Raw genomic sequence first — 18,695 nt, 5'->3', positions numbered from 1 at the left:
CATTATAATTTTAATCTATGCAAGCCTCAATTAAGGCCAGGTTCTGGCGTCTCTTCCGCTGGGGGGCGGGAGTATTTTTTGTACTGTTTATTTTCAGGCTGATTTACGGGTATGTAGCATCGAACACAAACAGTTCGGGGGATTATTATGAGAATTATTTTGACCAGGTGAATGGACTGAGAAGGAACTATGCTACTTCCAAAATCAGGAAGGCCACTACCGGAGGTGCACAACCGGATTTTTCTACTAATCAAAAGTATGAAAAGACAGCAGTGGTCAGAACTATCAGTCATGACTTTCCAAAGGACGAGGAAAATGTGCGAAAAAAAATAGAGTCCTACAAAGCCATGATCCAATATGAAAAGGCATTAGGGAGGAAAGGCGATCGTGAGTTGCATTTAATGGTTGGGGTGAATCCTGAATCGTTTGATTCCTTTTATCATGATATACAGGGGATTGGTACGATCCGGTCCATGTCTGTTACGAAAGTAGATAAAACGAACGAATACCGACAGCTGAATGCGCAGAAGGTTTCTTTAGAGAAAACAGTTGAATCATTAGAAGCATTAAAAAAACAACCAGGTTCTAATCAGGATCTGTTACCTATTTATGATAGACAATTGGAGCTGGAAGACAGGTTGCAAAACCTGGGTGTCGATTTGGGGAATTTTAATACAGAAAATGAGTTCTGTACAGTGAAGTTGTCATTGTATGAGTTAGGGACCGTTCAATCCATTTCATTTATCCACAGGGTAAAGATTGCGCTGCAGTGGACTATCCATTACTTTGCTTATACAGTGATTGGCTTTACGGTATTATCAATTCTTGTCTTTGTGTTGTTATTAATAATAGATAAGCTAAACATATTAGGCATGTTTAAATAATCTGTACCCGCCCCCCACCCAAGGGGTGGGGGGCGGGTACGAATTAAATTTTTAAAAACAATTTATTCCTATACAAAACATACAACAAACATAACTGTACAAACGTCACCGACATCGCCACAAACACCGGCTGCCACAATAACGGTGCATATTGTATCACCCCATTAAACACAAACCCTGCCGTATATTTAAAATCTACCATCCCCTCCGCAGCCATATAGATCAGGATCGAATTCGTACCAATAATCACAAATGGAAAAGCCCACTTCCTGCATCCCCACACATCTATTATCAAATAAAACAGGGCCAGAAATAAGACGCTAAACCCACCTGCATACAATACAAATGAACTCGTCCACAACCGCTTATTAATTGGAAAACTCAATCCCCATACATATCCCAACAAAACCAATGCTCCTCCAAATATTAACAATGCTGTCCCTTTTCGGCCCGGCGCCTGCACTCCCCGCTGTATAAACGTCCCAACCAGCGTACCTAACAGCGCCGTGCCTATCGCCGGCAATGTAGACAACACTCCCTCCGGATCATGCACCTTATCATGCAACCTACCCGGTACCAACATCCTATCAATATAAGACTCCAATGATCCATCCATCGTCAGCACACCCGCTCCATATCCCGGCACTGGTACCCACATCATCAATGCCCAATACCCCAACAAGATCCCCACTAACCAATACACTTGCCCCTTCACTGAAAAGTTCAGGCTAATCAACCCTGCGAAGAACCACGCCAGACCTATCCTTCCCAACACACTCGGAAACCTGGTATTCTCCAATCCATTAAACTTCAATAACCCATTCACAATAAAACCGAGTACCACCAATATCAAAGCCCGTTTCAGCATCACCTTATACAACTTCCGCTTCTCCTCACCAGGCAATAAATAAGTATACTTCACCCCAGCCACATCCATCTTCTTCTGCAAAGACAACGGCATGGTCACCCCTGCAATAAACAGGAACAACGGAAAGATCATATCATAAAATGTAAACCCATTCCACTCCGTATGATTCAACTGCGCTGACATCCACACTACCGGCGCCCACTTTGTCGCCTTCGCCAGCGCATGTATAATATGCTCCCCACTCATGATCCAGAACATATCAAACCCTCTCAGTGCGTCTAAAGACTGCAATCGTTGATTATCTTTCATAAGCTGCTACTATAAGGTCATGATATTTTGTGTACATCTGCTGTGCTACCACTACCGGATCACCACTGGTGGTTAAAGGATAGTTCTTTTGCGTCTTTACAAACTGCCATTCCCACTGGCTGATTTGCTTGTCAAATGCCTTGAAATCCGGCTGCTTCTCTTTGGCCAGATAATCAAAGAATTTCTCCCAGCGTACCTTGTAGAAATCCTTCAATAACCCACTCCACTGCCTGTTAGCATACTCATGAAGCGGACTCTCTGCATCTCCCCACAATGTAATCAGGTCACGTGCATTCTGTTCATAAAGTGCTTTCTCCGCAGGTGTAGTACCCCAGTTCCTTGCACTCGCAATCCATGGTCCCAGCAGGAAATCCTTCCTTGTCGCCAATAACCTGTCCAGATCATCTATCAGTTGTAAATACGCTTTGCTATATTTCTTAAACGCGATCGTGTCTCCAGCTTTATAGGCTCTTACAAATTGCTGTTGCAAAGGCGTGGCATAATTCGCCATTACCTGTCTTGTTACATCTACCAGGTCATACGTAAATCCATCCGTACGCACCCCTTTCTTAGCTGCCTGTATGAATAGATCCCATGCAGGAATCAGGTCCAGCGGTGCATAGTTCAGCTTTGTCCTTGTCCAGATGGTGGTACTATCAAATGTAGGTCTGCCGGTAATGATAGACTCTGCTCCGTCTCGTATTGTTTGTCCATTATAAGCCGTCTTCCGTAATACCTGCCATGCCTGCACCAATGTATCACTATCTACACTATAACGGTTACGTGCATATTTTCTCAACCACTCATCCAGTTGAATAGCATCTGTCTGCCAGGTATGCTGCATGGTCAGTTCGTAAATCACGGGATTGTTTTCAATCGCTTCCATCGTCAGCCCGATTCCTTTCAGGTTCCTGGAATTTGGATCCTGCAGTGCCAATGCTGGCCCCGCAGCCACTCCTTCCAAACGACCGAACAAATTCACATTGCCACCAAAGTTGTTCAGCTGGTTCCAGATCCATGGCTTACCATAAAATGCAGCTGTTCTTTTCCACACTGGTTCTATCTCCGCCGCCAGGTCTAATAAGATCATTTTATTGTCAGGTACTGCTTTCAACAATGCCTCGATCTGGGGCGCCTTCCAGAACTTACGATCACTGTAGAACAGCCATCCCTGCATTACCCACACTGCACTGGTATCTGCCTGTCGCATTCCTTCATAAATCCGTGCACTCAGTTTAGACAGGAACTCCGGATCATCAGAAGGGGGTTCATTCTCATTGAATGTATCGGCTGAATACAAATGATCTGTTCCAAACAGCTTTGCCTGCGTTTCCAGGAATTGCCTGCCGATCTTTGCAAACAAAGGATCTTCTGAATCCAGGATGTAGGTATCTGCAAAACCATTGTTCCAGTTAGTTGCTTTTAGTTTTGCATTGGGATATTTTTCTTTAAATGCTGCTGGTACATGTCCTGTAAATGCAGGTAACACCGGCGTCATACCCAAAGCACGTTCCTGTGCCAGAATTTGCTGCTGCAGGGTTTTATGACTCTTCATCCAGCTCAGTGGCAGCGGGCCACCCCAGCCATCTAAATTTCCCATCCAGAACCAGGAGAAATAAGCAGGGCCGCAAAAGAACCCTTCCAGCTCCTTGTCAGTAAAACCCATTTGCTTATATACTTCATACCAGGTATACTCTTCGCCTGTAATAGCCAGTGGCATATTGATGCCATGCATGGCCATCCAGTCGATCTCCTTTTGCCAGCGCTTCCAATCCCACCAGCTCATGCTATAGTTGAATGTGCAATAGTTCAGGTAATACCGGTATTGATAAGGAGTGGTTTTCTTTACAGTAGCTGCAGGCATAGGCAATTTAGCCGGCAGTTTCAGCTGCGTGCCATTCCAGGTAATCTGGCAATGGCAGTATTCAGTCAGGTAATAATACAAAGCAGCAGCTACCGCCACGCCATTATTCCCTTTCAATAAAATCTTTCCCCGCTGTGGTGTAATCTCAAATACATCTTTTGCTGCAGAAGCGGGCAGTTCACCTACCTCAAAAAAAGCTGCCTGCGCAGGCAATACACGTTTGATGAGCGCCAGTGCCGCCGGCTTATTCAATTGTGCCGACACCGACAAATGTGCAAACATGACAAGCCCACAGATACAAAGTACCCTGCTAAAAACTTTCATAGACACTGTTTTCTTATTTTTTATGTAACTGCAGTAATACTGTACCATGTGGTTGTACAGTCTGCTTAATCAATCCTTTGGTTGTTCCCTGTTCTTTTCCCATCCATAAATCTTTGGTTTGCCAACTATCTTTAATACCTAAATCTGCAAAAGTGACCAACTGTTCCTGCGCATTATCCCCCAGGTTGAACAATGCTACATTCCAGTCACCGGTATCCGGCATTTTTGATAACCCATACTACAGCATCACCTTTTCTGAATAACTGGCAGCTACCTACATTATGCCGATCGATATCCAATACTTCCTTATTCGTCAGTAATTTATTAACAAAATCTGTATTCTCCGGCATATTTCCTCGATCAACATGACCAGTAATACATAACGGAAATTCATTGCATGATAGTTTGGGATAAATATAAACTATAAGTGTCGCAAAGACAACCTTTCTGCTCACAGATATTGCGTGGTAGTCCTGTAAAAGAAATAATTCACACTTCAGTGGAGGATTTTGTTTTTTAATCAGGAATCCTCTACCTTCGTAAAATACTTGACATGTCAAGTATTTTACAACTAAATACCATGACTAACATTAGTCCATCCTTAAAGCTCATACTCAACCTCTCGAAGGCACATGTAATCCTTTCCAGAAGGTTAGAAACCCGTTTATCCGGCCATGGCATTGGCTATACTGACTTTGCCATTTTATTGATACTACACGAAGCACCCGGCCAGAAACTGCGCCGTGTGGACCTCGCTGAAAAAATTGGCTTTACCGCCTCCGGCGTCACCCGTATGCTGATACCCTTAGAGAAAATAGGCCTCGTACAGCGGGAAGCCTATGAAAGAGATGCCCGCGTCAGCTATGTAGGTCTTACTGAGATTGGTAAACAGATTTTTGAAGAAGCCCTTGCCTCTGCCGAAGTTGTGGCCCAGGACATTTTTTCTACAGATACCATCACCACTGCCAAAGCCAAAAAACTGGACGCTTTTTCTGACATGCTCACAGAACTTGGTGGCAACATTATTTAATTTATGCTTTCCATTTTACCTCCCCACAAACTACAGGCTGTAGAGAATGCCCTGCAGCAAACATTTGGGACAACTACAGTAGAAGCTATTGACCTCATGACGAGGGGACTATCCCCTGCTTTAGTGTACAAGATCCAGGTAAACGGTCAGGCCTATATTTTAAGGCTTGTTATGGCCATCAACAAACTGGTTGATCCGGCACGTGAATATGCTTGCCTGCGCGCTGCGGCTGATGCAGGTATTGCACCGGCTGTATTATATGCCGATGCAGCTGCAGCAATTTCTATTTCCCAATTTATTGCAGGTCCACCCATCTGGGTAGGTCTGCCAGACAAAGATGTGCAGCTGAAACGCATCGCTGAAAAAGTAAAGGCTGTCCATGCCCTCCCTCTCTTTCCGCCATTGATCAATTTCCTGGAGGGGATGACACATTTCAGAGATCGTTTTCTGGAAATGAATATGTTTCCTGAAAGCGCCACAGCAGATCATTTCAGGTATTTTGATCAGATCAGGGCCGTCTATCCCATCAATGAAGAACTGGTATCTTCACACAATGACCTGAACCCTGCCAATGTACTTTATGATGGAGAAAAGATCTGGCTTATTGACTGGGAAGCAAGTTTTAAAAATGACCGATATGTAGATCTGGCAATAATAGCCCTGTACTTTGCAGCGAACGAACAGCACATCGATACGTTTCTCACTGCGTATTTTGGCGAGACGCCTACGCCTTTGCAAAAGGCAAAGTTCTACCTTATGAGGCAGGTGGTATTCCTGTATTATGGCACTATCTTCTTAAGAATGGCAGGCGAGATGAAGGATACGCATGATCAGGATATGAAGGTGCCTACCCTGCTTGAAGTAAAGAAGATGATGAGTAAGGGTGAGGTAAATTTAGGAAGCTATGAAGGGAAAATACTATACGGAAAGATGCTCATGCAGGAGGCATTAACTGAAATGAAACAACCTGCATTTGAACAGTCTCTTTCTCTTTTAAATTAAAGCTTTTGAGTTTGGGCAGCTGCAGGCTGCGGCTGCCCCAATAGCATATCTTTATATCACGGATTTGTAGACCAGATACCCGCTTCTTTTACAAACACTCTCCTGTTCAGCTTCAGCTGACTCACAATCAATTCTGCAAAATCCTCCGCCTGCATCACCTTCTCAGGATTACCATCTGTCAGTTTCAGATCAATCGCCATATCAGTCGCAATCGTGCTGGGTGTCAGCGTAGTCACACGAATATTAGACTTACGTACTTCCTGCATCAGTGACTCAGACATACCAATCAATCCAAACTTAGACGCACTGTAAGCACTGGTTACTGCTGCACCATTCCTGCCGGCAGTAGAAGAGATATTTACGATATCTCCCGTCTGGCGTGCCAGCATACCGGGCAATACTGCACGTACCGTATAGTAAGCACCAAACAGGTTTACCTTCACAATATTTTCCCATTCTTCTGGTGACAGCTCCAGGAATTTACCAAACTTACCTACACCAGCGTTGTTGATCAGGATATCGATCGTTCCCAGTTCTGCAGTTAGTTTAGCAATAGCAGTTTCTACTGCCTGCCTGTTTGCTACATCTGCCGTAGCATATACAATCTTTACACCGGTACCTGCCAGTTCAGCAGCTACCGCCTGTAAATCTTTTTCTGTACGTGCAATCAGTGCGAGGTTCGCACCTTCTGCTGCAAGCTGTTGAGCCACTGCCTTTCCTATCCCCTTACCTGCGCCTGTGATCAACGCATTTTTACCTTTTAATGATTCCATACTCTAGCTGATTTTTATTATCACAAATATAGTCTTTCCCTCATAGCCGGCCGCAGGCCATCCACCCGCGAAAATTCGTTTGCTAACCGAAAGCATTGAACCATGAAATTTTTTTATTTACTTTCATGCCTGCTAAAATATCCACGATCATGCTTAGAAAAGGTCTCATGCTGTGCAGTATATTATACTGCCAGTCCCTATTTGCTGACACTACCGACCTGGTCAGGTACGTCAATACCCTCCAGGGTACTAATTCCAGTTTCACCCTTACAAGAGGTAACACCTATCCAACCACTGCCCTTCCCTTCGGGATGCATACCTGGACACCACAAACAGGCACGAATGGCGACGGCTGGAAATACCAGTACGAAAAAGACAGCATCCGCGGCTTTCAACAAGCCCACCAATGTAGCTCATGGTCAAATGACTATTGTGTTTACTCCCTGATGCCCGTCACCGGCAAACTGGCTGTGAACCAGTTTCAGCGTGCTGCCCGATTCAGTCACAAAAATGAGGTGGCAAAACCGAACTATTACAAGGTTACACTCGATAACCACATCACTACAGAAATTGCACCTACAGAAAGAGGCGCACACCTGCGGTTTACATTTCCCCGCACCGGCGATGCCTGGCTGGTGCTGGATGGATATACCCGTATCAGTGATGTAAAGATCATCCCTGCCGAAAGAAAAATCATTGGGTATATTAATAACGGCCACCAGTTATCCAGGGAGTTGCGCAGCTATTTTGTGCTGCAGTTCGATCAGCCATTCACTGCGTATGGTGTGTGGGATGGCAAGACAGGTACCATCACTGCCGATACGCTCAGTGGTAAAAATGCCTATGTCAAATTTAAAAAAGGTGCCATCGTACAGGTGAAAGCTGCCAGCAGCTATATCAGCCAGGATCAGGCAGCACTCAACCTGCAAAGGGAATTAGACAGCTTTGCTTCTTTTGACCAAACGAAGGCTGCTGCGTGGAAAGTATGGAATGACTATCTCGGTACCGTAAAAGTAGAAGGTGGTACGCCTGCACAAAAAGCGACTTTCTATTCCTGCTTCTTCAGGGCGAGTTTATTTTCCCGCCAGTTTTTTGAATATGATAAGAATGGATTGCCTTATTACTATAGTCCTTATGACGATAAGATCCATGCAGGCTACCTGTATACAGATACTGGTTTCTGGGATACCTTCCGTGCCCAGTTTCCCCTCAATGCACTCCTGCATCCCACTATGCATGGCCGTTATGTAGCAGCCCTGCTGGATGCATATGATCAATGTGGCTGGTTACCTTCCTGGTCCTTTCCAGGTGAAGGTGGCAGTATGATCGGGAACCATGCCATCTCTTTGCTGGCAGATGCATGGGCAAAAGGGCTGCATACTTTCGATCCGCAAAAAGCATTGAATGCTTACCTGCACGAAGCGACTAACAAAGGTCCATGGGGGCCGGCAAATGGCCGTGATGGCTGGAAGGAGTATTATACTTTAGGCTATGTGCCCTATCCGGGAGTGAGAGAAGCGACTGCCAAAACACTGGAATATGCGTATGATGATTTCTGTGGGTATACATTGGCAAAAGCAACTGGCAATACTTTTCATGAAGGTGTGTTCGGCAGGCAGATGTACAACTATAAAAATGTGTATGATAGTGTGACCGGGTTTATGCGGGGAAGACAGGCGGATGGTAGTTTTAAACCGGGTTTTGATCCGATTGAATGGGGAGGTCCGTTTACGGAAGGGAATGCATGGCATTGGCAATGGTCAGTGTTTCATGATATACAGGGGTTGATTCATCTGATGGGCGGAGATAGCAATTTTGTGCATAAGCTCGATGCAGTGTTTGCTTCTCCTAATACTTATAAAGTGGGCACTTATGGTGGACCGATACATGAGATGACGGAGATGGTGATGGCAAATATGGGGCAGTATGCACATGGTAATCAGCCGATACAGCATATGGTGTATTTGTATAACTATGCGGGGCAACCATGGAAGGCGCAGTATTGGGCAAGAGCGGTGATGGATAAGTTGTACAATGCGACGGAGAATGGGTATCCGGGAGATGAGGATCAGGGGCAGACTTCTTCCTGGTATGTGTTGAGCGCATTAGGTTTTTATAGTGTGTGTCCGGGAACGGATCAATATGTAATGGGGAGTCCGGTATTTAATAAGACGACGATTACGTTGGAGAATGGGAAACAGTTTGTAATTGAGGCAAATAATAATAGTGCGAAGAATGTGTATATCAGGTCAGCTACGCTGAATGGGAAAGTGTTGACGAGAGATTGGTTATCACATACAGATATAACAAATGGAGGTGTTTTACATTTGGAAATGTCTGATCAGCCAGAGCGATCAAGAGGGGTGGCAATAACAGACAGACCTTTCTCTCTTACTAAATAATCAAAAATTTTCGTCATCCTCCGGATGACGAAAATTTTTGACGGCCTAAACTTAATGGGGGCTTGCGGAGCAATCCCCCATTAAGTTTAGATTGTTCTACCCATTACAGGGTCAGTAATACTCATCCCTCCCGTTTCCACCCTCCCAGCATACCTCTTTTCACAACCATCAATAATCACACTGAAATCATACCAGCCACCATGATCTGACAAGGAATACATTACCTGCTTATGCGATTTTGCCCCCAATGTATGTTTCTGCTCACCTCTCTTATACCCATTATCTCTGATTGTGATGTTGTGACTCTTAGCATCCGGATTATTCAAATGAAAAGCGATCCTCGCATTTGACTCATACTTACATACACATTCCACCTGTGGAGCATGGCTATTCCCTTTGAACTCCCTGAAGAAACCATTCGGACCATACACCCTCAAATGATACTGCCCGTTTTCTAATGGCCACTCATCCTGCAAGGTATCTCCGGCAGCTACTGTATACGCCCACGTCTGTGCATTTGCCGGTGCATATACACTAAATGGCACGCCTACACCTTTGCCGCTACCAAAACTGATTTTAAAATGCTTCCTGTCCTTACTCAACGCCCCTTCTACATGCAAATCATACGGCAATGGAGAAGACAACTTCGTCCCCTTTTCCTGTTTCGCCATATAAGGAGCATTGGCAGGATCAGCATTGATCGCTGCTATCTCTGCTTTTGTCAATAACTTAAACCCTGCAGGAATTCCTTTGAATTTAGCAGCATGAATCGTCTGGATATATTCATCGCGTACTATCGGCTTCAACTCCGTCGGCTTATCTCCTGTAAATGGCTGGAATACAGAACTCAGATCTCCACACACGGTACGCCTCCATGTACTGATATTCGTTTCTATCACCTTCTTACCGGTCTTATGCTCCAGGAATTTTTCTAAGAACTGTAAAGTAGACGTATGATCAAACACCTGTGAATTCACCACCCCGCCCCTGCTCCATGGCGATGCAATTACCAGGGGTACACGATACCCTAACCCAATCACACTCTCCCGTACATCATCAGCCTCCATCCCTTTCTTTTTCATCTCCTGCGCTCTTGTCACATATTCCGCCGCCAGATCAATCCCTTTAGATGCTTTACCATGGCCCGCTCCATGTGGTGGCACAAATGGTGGTACGTGATCAAAATCTCCATCATTTTCATCATATGCCAAGATGAAAACAGTTTTCTTCCACACTTCCGGGTTCTGTGTAAGTATATCCATTACTTCTGAAATATACCATGCACCATACCAGGGTGAGCCCGGATGATCAGAAAATGCCTCAGGTGCTACCAACCAGGATACGGTCGGCAACTGTCCTGTTTTCACATCTTCACGGAACTGGTATAATACATCTCCTTTAGGTACATTCACCACTCTCTCCTCATTGCCATCATGATAATGCAGTGGGGTGAGCTTGTGGTAATCAGGATCTTTCTTATTCGTTACAAAAGCTTTATCATGTAGGTTCTTCTCACGCTGAGACAGCGCGGCATACTTTTCTGCATTATACTGCTCATGGTGTTTTCTCCATTCTGCCAGTTTCTCTTCACGATCCGCTCTCTCATCATGCGGTAGTGTTTTATCTTCCAGTTCTTTTTGCAGATGGGCTATTTGTCTTTGTACATGCTGCAAATGCGCTTCGGATAACTGCGGTTTATATTGTGTAAAGAATTCCAGTGGATTGTCTGTAAAGTTCGCCAGCCATGCATCTTCTTCTCCATCAAACCCTACCCCTACACTCAGTTCATTCTGGTACACCTTCCATGAAATACCGGCATCTTCCAGTCTTTCAGGATAAGTGGTCCAGCTACCTGGTTCAGGATAATCACACTCGTTATTACGTACGGCGGGAATCCCTTCCTGGTTGCGGAGTGTACCACTCCAAAAGTACAAACGATTCGGTGTAGTGCCCGTGAGGGAGGAACAAAAGTTCTGGTCACAGATCGTGAAAGCATCTGCCAGTGCATAGTAGAATGGAATATCCTCACGTGTGTAATACCCCATCGTCATCGGCAGGTGTGCATATTCCTTATTGCCGGAGCGTTTTACATCGAGCCATTTATCATACTTACCTCCATTACGTGCATCTACCTGGTTCTCCCAGCTATGTGGCAATGAACTCATCCAGGTGGCTTTGGAATCTTTCAGATCCAACCGGAAAGGTGCATAGGTTTCGCCTTCTTTGTTCGATTGCAGCCATACCAGGTTTTGATTGGGCAACTGAATAGCACGTGGATCATTGAAACCGCGTACACCCCGCAGTGTACCATAGCAGTGATCAAACGACCTGTTTTCCTGCATGAGGATCACGATGTGCTCAGCATCCAGGTATGTAGTGCCGGGAGCGGGGTCAATGGCCAATGCTCTTTGAATGGCAATGGGCAATACACCCGCCAATCCGGCACCGCCGGATAATAATGCAGCTTTTTTTAGAAAGTCTCTCCTGTTATCCATATTCCAGACAAGTTATTGTAGAAGTTACAATCTACTAAGCGGAATTGAAAAGATTCATACTTTTTTAATACTGCACGCCTGTTTGATTATAGTCTTGCTTTCATTTACAGCAATGGGGTTTAAAGGCTTTTCGCTGAAAGTACAATGCGGTAGCAATTAAAGATTATCATTATCTTTCAGACGATAGACTTGTTGTTTGACTAATAAAAATTGTGACTATGCGAAAGAAACTGCTGTTATACCCAGCCATCATTGGCGTATTTGGTAGTCTTACCTGGCTGGTGATCCGGCAGGGCAACCATCTACCCCTGAAGACTGGTACAGCCGGCCTTGTCAACAACGCTACGGCCCCTGCCGCTCACGGTGCTGCTACAGGCGCTGGCATTGGGGCCACCTTATTGCATAATATGCAACAGCCTCTTTCCTTATTATTATTCCAGGTACTTATCATCGTATTCGTAGCAAGGATATTTGGATGGCTGGCCAATCGCATCGGCCAACCTTCGGTAGTAGGTGAAATTATTGCAGGTGTATGTCTCGGCCCTTCTCTCTTCGGTATGTTGTGGCCGGAAGGAAAAGAATTCCTGTTTCCTCCTGATAGCTTTAAGAACCTGCAGTTCCTTAGCCAGATTGGTCTTGCCTTCTTCATGTTTGTAGTAGGTATGGAACTGGATGTAGCCAAGGTGAAAAATAAGGCGCACGATGCAGTGATGATCAGTCATGCCAGCATCGTACTGCCCTTCTTCCTGGGTGTATTGCTGGCTTATAACCTGTATACACAATTTTCTGTACCGAATGTGAGCTTCCTGTCGTTTGCCCTGTTTATGGGTATTGCCATGAGTATTACGGCATTTCCGGTACTGGCACGCATTGTACAGGAGCGCAAGCTAACGGGTACACCGCTGGGTATATTGGCTATTACCTGTGCAGCAGCTGATGATGTGACTGCATGGTGCATACTGGCGGTAGTGATTACAGTGGTAAAAGCGGGTTCTATCTGGAGCGCATTGATTACCCTGGTCATGGCCCTGGCTTTCCTCGGTGTAATGCTGTATATAATCAAGCCTTTCCTGGCCAGGAAAATTCCACAGCTCATGGCTGCCGGAAAAGAAAAAGCAACTGTAGCAGTTGCATTTTTCGTGATGTTGTTTTCTGCATTTATAGCAGAAACCATTGGTATACATGCCTTGTTTGGTGCGTTTCTCGCAGGTGTAATTATTCCTGCGGAAGCTTCCGTACAGAAATTGCTGACAGATAAACTGGAGGATGTAAGTGTGCTTTTATTATTACCTATTTTCTTTGCATTTACTGGTTTACGAACGCAGATTGGTTTGCTGGGTCAGGGTCACCTGTGGGCAGCGTTTGGACTGATCATGCTGGTGGCTGTAGGTGGTAAACTAGGTGGTAGTGCACTCACGGCAAAACTGATGGGGCAACCATGGGCCGAGTCGCTGGCCATTGGCGCCCTGATGAATACAAGAGGGCTGATGGAGCTGGTGGTATTGAATATCGGGTATGACCTGGGTATCCTGTCTCCTGAAGTGTTTGCTATGCTGGTGTTGATGGCGCTGACCACGACCTTTATGACCGGGCCGCTGCTGGACCTGGTCAAAAAGATTTCGGCAAATAAGTTGCAGGTAAGTAATGCTTAAATAAAAAAGAGCTTCTGTTATACAGAAGCTCTTTTTTTATAGAGATAATACGAATAGATCATAGCGTAGGCTGTACAGGAAAGTGGTATAATCAGTAATAACCTGTGCACCCAGGATATTGGGACCACAATACTCAATACGAAACCTGTGAGCCCACCTGCAAAAAACCATTTGGAACAGGCCTGATGTGTCTTTCTCCATATTTCCTCATCAGACAATGTCCAGGGTGTGCGGATGCCTATGAAATAATTTGGTTTGACACTGTTGGTGAGGTTCGACATGATAGCAAGGAACAGGAAGACAGCCTGGGGAATAGTACGCTCCCCCACCCAGTGCTGCGCTGCAAATACAACTAAAATAAGCGGAAGTGAGCTGATAAAGTGTGTGCCTACCCAGATGATATTGTAATATTTTGTGGATATTGGTTGTTTCCCCGACTTCTTTTGCACACTGAACATCCAGTAAACAAACCCGTTGACAATGGTACATAGTAAAACCATAACCAGGTTTGAAGCCGTATCTGTACCCAGGTCTACACCTGTAAGCGTACAAATGAGGATGATATCGAAAAATATAATGATAGCGAGTTTGAAATAATAGAGCCAGGCAGATTTGGCAACTATCGTAGGCAATGTCATGACCAGGTAGACGAATCCAATTACAATTGTAAACATGATGACAAAAGCAATGGGGCTCATGTAGCTGTCCACTACCCAACCGTTGTTGGTAACGGAGTAATGAGCGGGCACCTGGGCCGGGAGTCGGTCTGCCCGGTAGGGCAATACAATCCAGGGGATGGCAATAAGGAATACAAATGGCAGCTCTTTCAGCCAGTTATTTGTTTTCATAAGCAGGTGTTTTATGGAATGACGGAGTGAATTGTAAAACCCATTTTAATAACTCATCCACAACAGTGGTGTTAAGGGAGTAATAGATGTATTGTCCCTTTTTTTCACTGGTCAGGAGTTCAGCTTGTTTGAGGAGATCCAGGTGATGAGAGATGGTGGGTTTTGAAAATTGGAAGTGGTCCGCGATCTCGCCAGCCGTTTTGTCTCCGTCTTTGAGGAGTTCCAGAATGTCGCGACGGGTTTTGTCGTTGAGCGCTTTGAAGACGGTGTTCATGGGTTATATATTTAGACAAATATCTAAATAATAGGGTTAATAATCAAATTAAATTTGTGGCATAAAAAAAGCCGCTCGGTGTGAGCGGCTTTTTTCAATGTTTTATTACTTGATTACTTGTGCGTTGTCTTCTTCTTTGCGGCTACCGGCTTTTTAGTAGTTGTTGCTTTCTTTGCCGGAGCTTTCTTTTTTGCTGTAGTTGCTGCTTTCTTCTTAGCAACCGGAGCCTTTGCTTTTGAAGCCGATGTTGCTTTCACCTTCGCCTTTGCTTCTGGTGCCGGCGCTAACTTAGCCGGAGGTGGAAACTTAGATTTATCTACACCTGTCGCCTTATCATCCAGCATCAGGGCCAGAGATTCTTTCAGTATCTCTTCTTTTTCAGCCTGGAACTGTTTCATTTTATCTTTCGGAATACGCAGATCATAGCTATTATCTGGTCCTGACATCATTCTTGCGAAATCTGGGTTCAGGTGTTCCAGCTGTGCCTGTTCGATATTCAGTTTCTTTGCGATCGCATCGAGGCGGTATTTGCCGGAGATGTTGAACTCTACAGTATTATACATTTCTTCTTCTGTCAGTTCAGTAGAAGGGTAGTTTACCGCAGCAGCCGGAACATTGATCGTGCTTATGCCAGGATTGTCGCTGTTGTTATCGTTCCCCACACCGAAGAAGGTATTGAACCTATCGAGGATGTAACCGGTCGCGATGAATTTGTACACATGGTTCCTGGATTCAGCAGGCAGGAAATACTGCATGCCCCAGAAATCGCTGCGTCCACTTGCTGCCATAGCGCGCTGTACGCCACCAGGACCGCAGTTGTAAGCCGCTACTACCAGTAACCAGTCGCCGAACTGGTTGTACAGTTCATTGAGGAACTTAGCCGCTGCTACAGTGGATTTGTAGAAGTCTTTACGTTCATCTACTTTCTTACCTACGCTCAGACCGAAGATGCGTGCAGTACCCGACATAAACTGCCAGGCGCCTACAGCTCCCACGCGGGAACGGGCGTTGGTATTAAAACTAGACTCAATAACCGCCAGGTATTTCATTTCCTCAGGGATACCATGCTCTCTGAAGATTTTCTCTACCATTACGAAATAAGGCTGACCCCGGGAGATCATTACCTGCAGGTGTTGGCTATACCTGCTGGCAAAGTTATTGATGTATCCAGCTACAATGTTGTTGTTGATCTGTTCATAGACCTTTGGATTGCTGATGCTGGACGGCAGGCTCTGTGCGTTCTGACGCACGGCCTGAGAAGTTACTGAAGGTACAACAACTGTGTCCTTGGGTAACCGAACTTTGTGGTTCAATACCGTAGTATCTGGGCCTCCTATGGGAGTAACCACCTTCTTAGGTACGCCGTTGCCACCAATCGCTTCAAAATGCCATGCACCCAAGGTTGGTAACAGCAGTAGTAAAAAGATTTTCCTCATACACATATTTATTTTAAACAGGAGTGACCTGCTTTGATTGCATAATTTCATCTGCAATATCTAACAGGCTCGCTTCGCTAAATTGCTTTGTGATGATCTGTACACCATAAGGCATCCCGTTTGAATGCCGTTGCAAAGGTACGGAAATTGCCGGAACTCCGGCCAGGTTTGCCAGTACCGTGTAGATATCTGCCAGGTACATGGCAATAGGGTCATCTGTTTTCTCCCCTATTTTAAAAGCTGTCGATGGCACAGTTGGCATCAAAATCGCATCATAAGTTGACAGGATTTCTGATAATTTATTGACCACCAGTCTCCTCACTTGCTGTGCTTTCGTAAAGTAAGCGTCGTAATATCCTGCGCTTAGCACGAAAGTGCCCAGTAATATACGTCGTTTTACTTCTATGCCGAAACCTTCCGACCTGCTTTTCTTATAAAAATCTGTTAAATCTAAATTTTGTAGCGGTGTCCTATGTCCATATTTTACCCCATCGTAACGGGAAAGATTGGAAGAAGCCTCTGCTGTAGTCAACACATAATATGCTGGAACTATATAGTCAAGATAGGCGAAATCCACCGCTGATACTGAATTCCCTGCGGCTTCCAGTTCTTCAAAAAAGCTTTGGTACTCATCCTTCATTTCGGGGTCCAGTCCCGGGTGAAACAACGCGTCCTTTAAATACGCAATTTTCCGGGATTTATTGTGTTCCCTTGTCTGATAATCAGGAACTTCTTCTGAAGATGCTGTACTATCGTAAGCGTCAGGTCCTGCTATTTGTTGGAGTACACCTGCCACATCCGCAACATTCCTGCCAAAGATACCGATCTGGTCAAAAGAGGATGCATAAGCGATCAGTCCGTAGCGGGAAATCCTGCCATAAGTTGGTTTTAAACCAACAATACCACAAAAATCTGCCGGCTGACGTACAGAGCCGCCGGTATCGCTACCCAGGCTCACCATGCACAAACCAGCCTGCACCGCTACCGCCGACCCACCTGATGAACCACCAGGTACACGACTGGTATCCAATGCATTGAGTACCGGTCCATACGCCGAATTCTCATTGGTAGACCCCATTGCAAACTCATCACAATTGAGATTACCTATCAGAATGGCATCTGCCGCCAGCAATCTTTCGATCGCGGTGGCAGAATACATAGACGTAAACCCTTCCAGCATCTTCGATGCCGCACTTACTTTATGCCCCTTGTAGCAGATCACATCCTTTATCCCGATCACAACGCCCCCCAGCGCTCCCAGCTTTTCCCCTTTTTGTAAACGGGCATCCAGCTCAGCTGCTTTTTGAAGGGCTTCCTCTTCCCAAACCTCCAGGAATGCATTCAGATGTTTTGTCTTTGCTATACGGTCCAGGTAATATTGTACCGCTCCCGTACAGGTTATGCTGCCGGCGTATAATGCTTCATGAAAAGCCGATATACTGCTGAATTCAGACAAAGCCAAACCAGTTAATTGCTTGAAAAAATAAAATATCAGGTCAAACTCGTAAGCCGGACACAAAAGTGTTGTGTCCAGGTTGTGGCATACTTCAGGTTTTATGACGTGGAAATGCTAGTCTATGACTATCATAGGCACACGACTTCTCCTTTTCGTTTGAATTCTCTTAGTCAATAGAAGCTCAGGGAAGGAATTAAGCTCCTTTCTGATCTGTAGTAGAAGGTGTTTCCTTCATTCCCTCTTCGATCTCCTTACGTACATTGTTTTTGGCATCATTGAACTCACGGATACCCTTACCCAGTCCGCGCATCAGTTCAGGAATTTTCTTACCGCCAAATAACAGTAATACAACCAGGGCGATCAACAGCAGTTCGCTCATACCCAGATCCTGGAACAATAACAGTGGTGATTTTACAATAACGGCAGTCATTTTCTCTGTTTTAAAATGTTAAGCTAACAAAGATAGGTAATAAAATCCGGGATTCAATTGTACTGCCCGAAGATCAGAGAAACTTTTAATTTTATTTTAAGAGAGGGCAAACGGGGTCATCAAGGGGCTATTTCCCTGCAGGAGTCAGATCAGGTGAGTTGTAGAGATGGGTGGTATCGGGAGGTGACAAAAAAAACGGGAACCGGAACGGTCCCCGTTATCACTAATTTCCCTGTATTTATACTAAACCCTTTTTTCTTTAATACGAGCAGCTTTACCAGCACGTTCACGCAGGTAGAACAGTCTTGCTCTTCTTACTTTACCAACTTTGTTCAGTACGATACCATCAATGTTTGGAGAGTACAGCGGGAAAACCCTTTCTACACCAACTCCGTCAGAGATCTTTCTTACTGTGAATGATGCGGTAAAACCAGTACCCTGGATTTTGATTACATCACCTTTGAAGGACTGGATTCTTTCCTTGTTACCTTCAACAATTTTATAGTTTACAGTGACATTGTCACCGGCTTTAAACTTAGGGTAGTTTTTTGTATTACCTGTCAGTTGCTCGTGAACAAAAGAAATCGCGTTCATCTTTCAAATTTATTTATCGGACTGCAAAGGTAGGTGAGAAATCTACAACTTCCA

At 45.0% G+C, this 18,695-nt stretch carries 16 protein-coding genes; 5 read left to right on the top strand and 11 right to left on the bottom strand.

Going from position 1 to position 18,695, the window contains the following annotated elements; genetic code table 11:
• The first annotated feature begins 17 nt into the window (after positions 1-17).
• Positions 18-884 (top strand): DUF4349 domain-containing protein, encoded by an 867-nt coding sequence (locus ABDW16_RS08220; RefSeq protein ID WP_343668971.1) that lies wholly within the window; start codon positions 18-20, stop codon positions 882-884.
• A gap of 43 nt (positions 885-927) precedes the next feature.
• Here the strand turns inward: ABDW16_RS08220 and ABDW16_RS08215 are convergent, their stop codons facing one another.
• From ABDW16_RS08215 to ABDW16_RS08205, 3 genes are read right to left on the bottom strand one after another with little or no spacing between them, the layout of a single operon-like run.
• The gene (locus ABDW16_RS08215; RefSeq protein ID WP_343668970.1) at positions 928-2,061 is read right to left on the bottom strand and encodes a DUF5009 domain-containing protein; all 1,134 of its coding nucleotides are present in this window, start codon (positions 2,059-2,061) and stop codon (positions 928-930) included.
• Complete coding sequence (locus ABDW16_RS08210) at positions 2,051-4,249, bottom strand: alpha-N-acetylglucosaminidase (protein WP_343668969.1); 2,199 nt, start codon at positions 4,247-4,249, stop codon at positions 2,051-2,053. The genes ABDW16_RS08215 and ABDW16_RS08210 overlap by 11 nt, the downstream gene beginning before the upstream one ends.
• 13 nt (positions 4,250-4,262) lie before the next feature.
• Positions 4,263-4,472 carry a hypothetical protein gene (locus ABDW16_RS08205; protein ID WP_343668968.1) on the bottom strand — a complete coding sequence of 70 codons (210 nt, stop codon included), beginning with the start codon at positions 4,470-4,472 and terminating at the stop codon, positions 4,263-4,265.
• A gap of 330 nt (positions 4,473-4,802) precedes the next feature.
• On the opposite strand from ABDW16_RS08205, the gene ABDW16_RS08200 reads away from it, so the two are divergent.
• Both ABDW16_RS08200 and ABDW16_RS08195 read left to right on the top strand, forming a co-directional pair.
• A complete protein-coding gene (locus ABDW16_RS08200; RefSeq protein ID WP_343668966.1) occupies positions 4,803-5,279 on the top strand; it encodes a MarR family transcriptional regulator in 477 nt (158 codons plus the stop codon).
• Positions 5,280-5,282: 3 nt separating this feature from the next.
• Positions 5,283-6,281, top strand: coding sequence for a phosphotransferase (locus ABDW16_RS08195; RefSeq protein ID WP_343668964.1), 999 nt, complete (start codon positions 5,283-5,285; stop codon positions 6,279-6,281).
• Positions 6,282-6,337: 56 nt separating this feature from the next.
• Here ABDW16_RS08195 and ABDW16_RS08190 read toward each other — a convergent pair whose 3' ends face one another.
• Complete coding sequence (locus ABDW16_RS08190; RefSeq protein WP_343668962.1) at positions 6,338-7,054, bottom strand: 3-ketoacyl-ACP reductase; 717 nt, start codon at positions 7,052-7,054, stop codon at positions 6,338-6,340.
• Between the two features lie 149 nt (positions 7,055-7,203).
• Here ABDW16_RS08190 and ABDW16_RS08185 point away from each other — a divergent pair, with 149 nt between their 5' ends.
• Entirely contained in the window at positions 7,204-9,456 is a 2,253-nt protein-coding gene (locus ABDW16_RS08185; protein WP_343668960.1) for a GH92 family glycosyl hydrolase, read from the top strand.
• An 86-nt stretch (positions 9,457-9,542) separates the two neighbouring features.
• Here ABDW16_RS08185 and ABDW16_RS08180 read toward each other — a convergent pair whose 3' ends face one another.
• Positions 9,543-11,951 carry a phospholipase C, phosphocholine-specific gene (locus tag ABDW16_RS08180; protein ID WP_343668958.1) on the bottom strand — a complete coding sequence of 803 codons (2,409 nt, stop codon included), beginning with the start codon at positions 11,949-11,951 and terminating at the stop codon, positions 9,543-9,545.
• A gap of 218 nt (positions 11,952-12,169) precedes the next feature.
• Here ABDW16_RS08180 and ABDW16_RS08175 point away from each other — a divergent pair, with 218 nt between their 5' ends.
• A complete protein-coding gene (locus ABDW16_RS08175; RefSeq protein WP_343668957.1) occupies positions 12,170-13,603 on the top strand; it encodes a cation:proton antiporter in 1,434 nt (477 codons plus the stop codon).
• Between the two features lie 17 nt (positions 13,604-13,620).
• Here ABDW16_RS08175 and ABDW16_RS08170 read toward each other — a convergent pair whose 3' ends face one another.
• The 6 genes from ABDW16_RS08170 to rplS form a co-directional block, all read right to left on the bottom strand.
• The gene (locus tag ABDW16_RS08170) at positions 13,621-14,451 is read right to left on the bottom strand and encodes an SdpI family protein (RefSeq protein WP_343668956.1); all 831 of its coding nucleotides are present in this window, start codon (positions 14,449-14,451) and stop codon (positions 13,621-13,623) included.
• Complete coding sequence (locus ABDW16_RS08165) at positions 14,438-14,725, bottom strand: autorepressor SdpR family transcription factor (RefSeq protein ID WP_343668954.1); 288 nt, start codon at positions 14,723-14,725, stop codon at positions 14,438-14,440. Before ABDW16_RS08165 ends, ABDW16_RS08170 begins: the two co-directional genes overlap by 14 nt.
• 113 nt (positions 14,726-14,838) lie before the next feature.
• The gene (locus tag ABDW16_RS08160) at positions 14,839-16,161 is read right to left on the bottom strand and encodes a transglycosylase SLT domain-containing protein (RefSeq protein WP_343668952.1); all 1,323 of its coding nucleotides are present in this window, start codon (positions 16,159-16,161) and stop codon (positions 14,839-14,841) included.
• Between the two features lie 13 nt (positions 16,162-16,174).
• Complete coding sequence (gene gatA / locus ABDW16_RS08155) at positions 16,175-17,617, bottom strand: Asp-tRNA(Asn)/Glu-tRNA(Gln) amidotransferase subunit GatA (RefSeq protein ID WP_343668951.1); 1,443 nt, start codon at positions 17,615-17,617, stop codon at positions 16,175-16,177.
• A 193-nt stretch (positions 17,618-17,810) separates the two neighbouring features.
• Positions 17,811-18,047 carry a twin-arginine translocase TatA/TatE family subunit gene (gene tatA / locus ABDW16_RS08150; protein ID WP_116857021.1) on the bottom strand — a complete coding sequence of 79 codons (237 nt, stop codon included), beginning with the start codon at positions 18,045-18,047 and terminating at the stop codon, positions 17,811-17,813.
• Between the two features lie 243 nt (positions 18,048-18,290).
• Positions 18,291-18,641: a 50S ribosomal protein L19 gene (gene rplS / locus ABDW16_RS08145; RefSeq protein WP_116857020.1), complete on the bottom strand. Its 351-nt coding sequence runs from the start codon at positions 18,639-18,641 to the stop codon at positions 18,291-18,293.
• Positions 18,642-18,695: the final 54 nt, after the last annotated feature.

Origin of the sequence: Chitinophaga sp. (genome assembly GCF_039596135.1) — a bacterium.
Lineage (GTDB): Bacteria > Bacteroidota > Bacteroidia > Chitinophagales > Chitinophagaceae > Chitinophaga.
The sequence above is the reverse complement of the archived record's forward strand: the minus strand, read 5'-3'. Positions and strand labels throughout refer to the sequence as shown.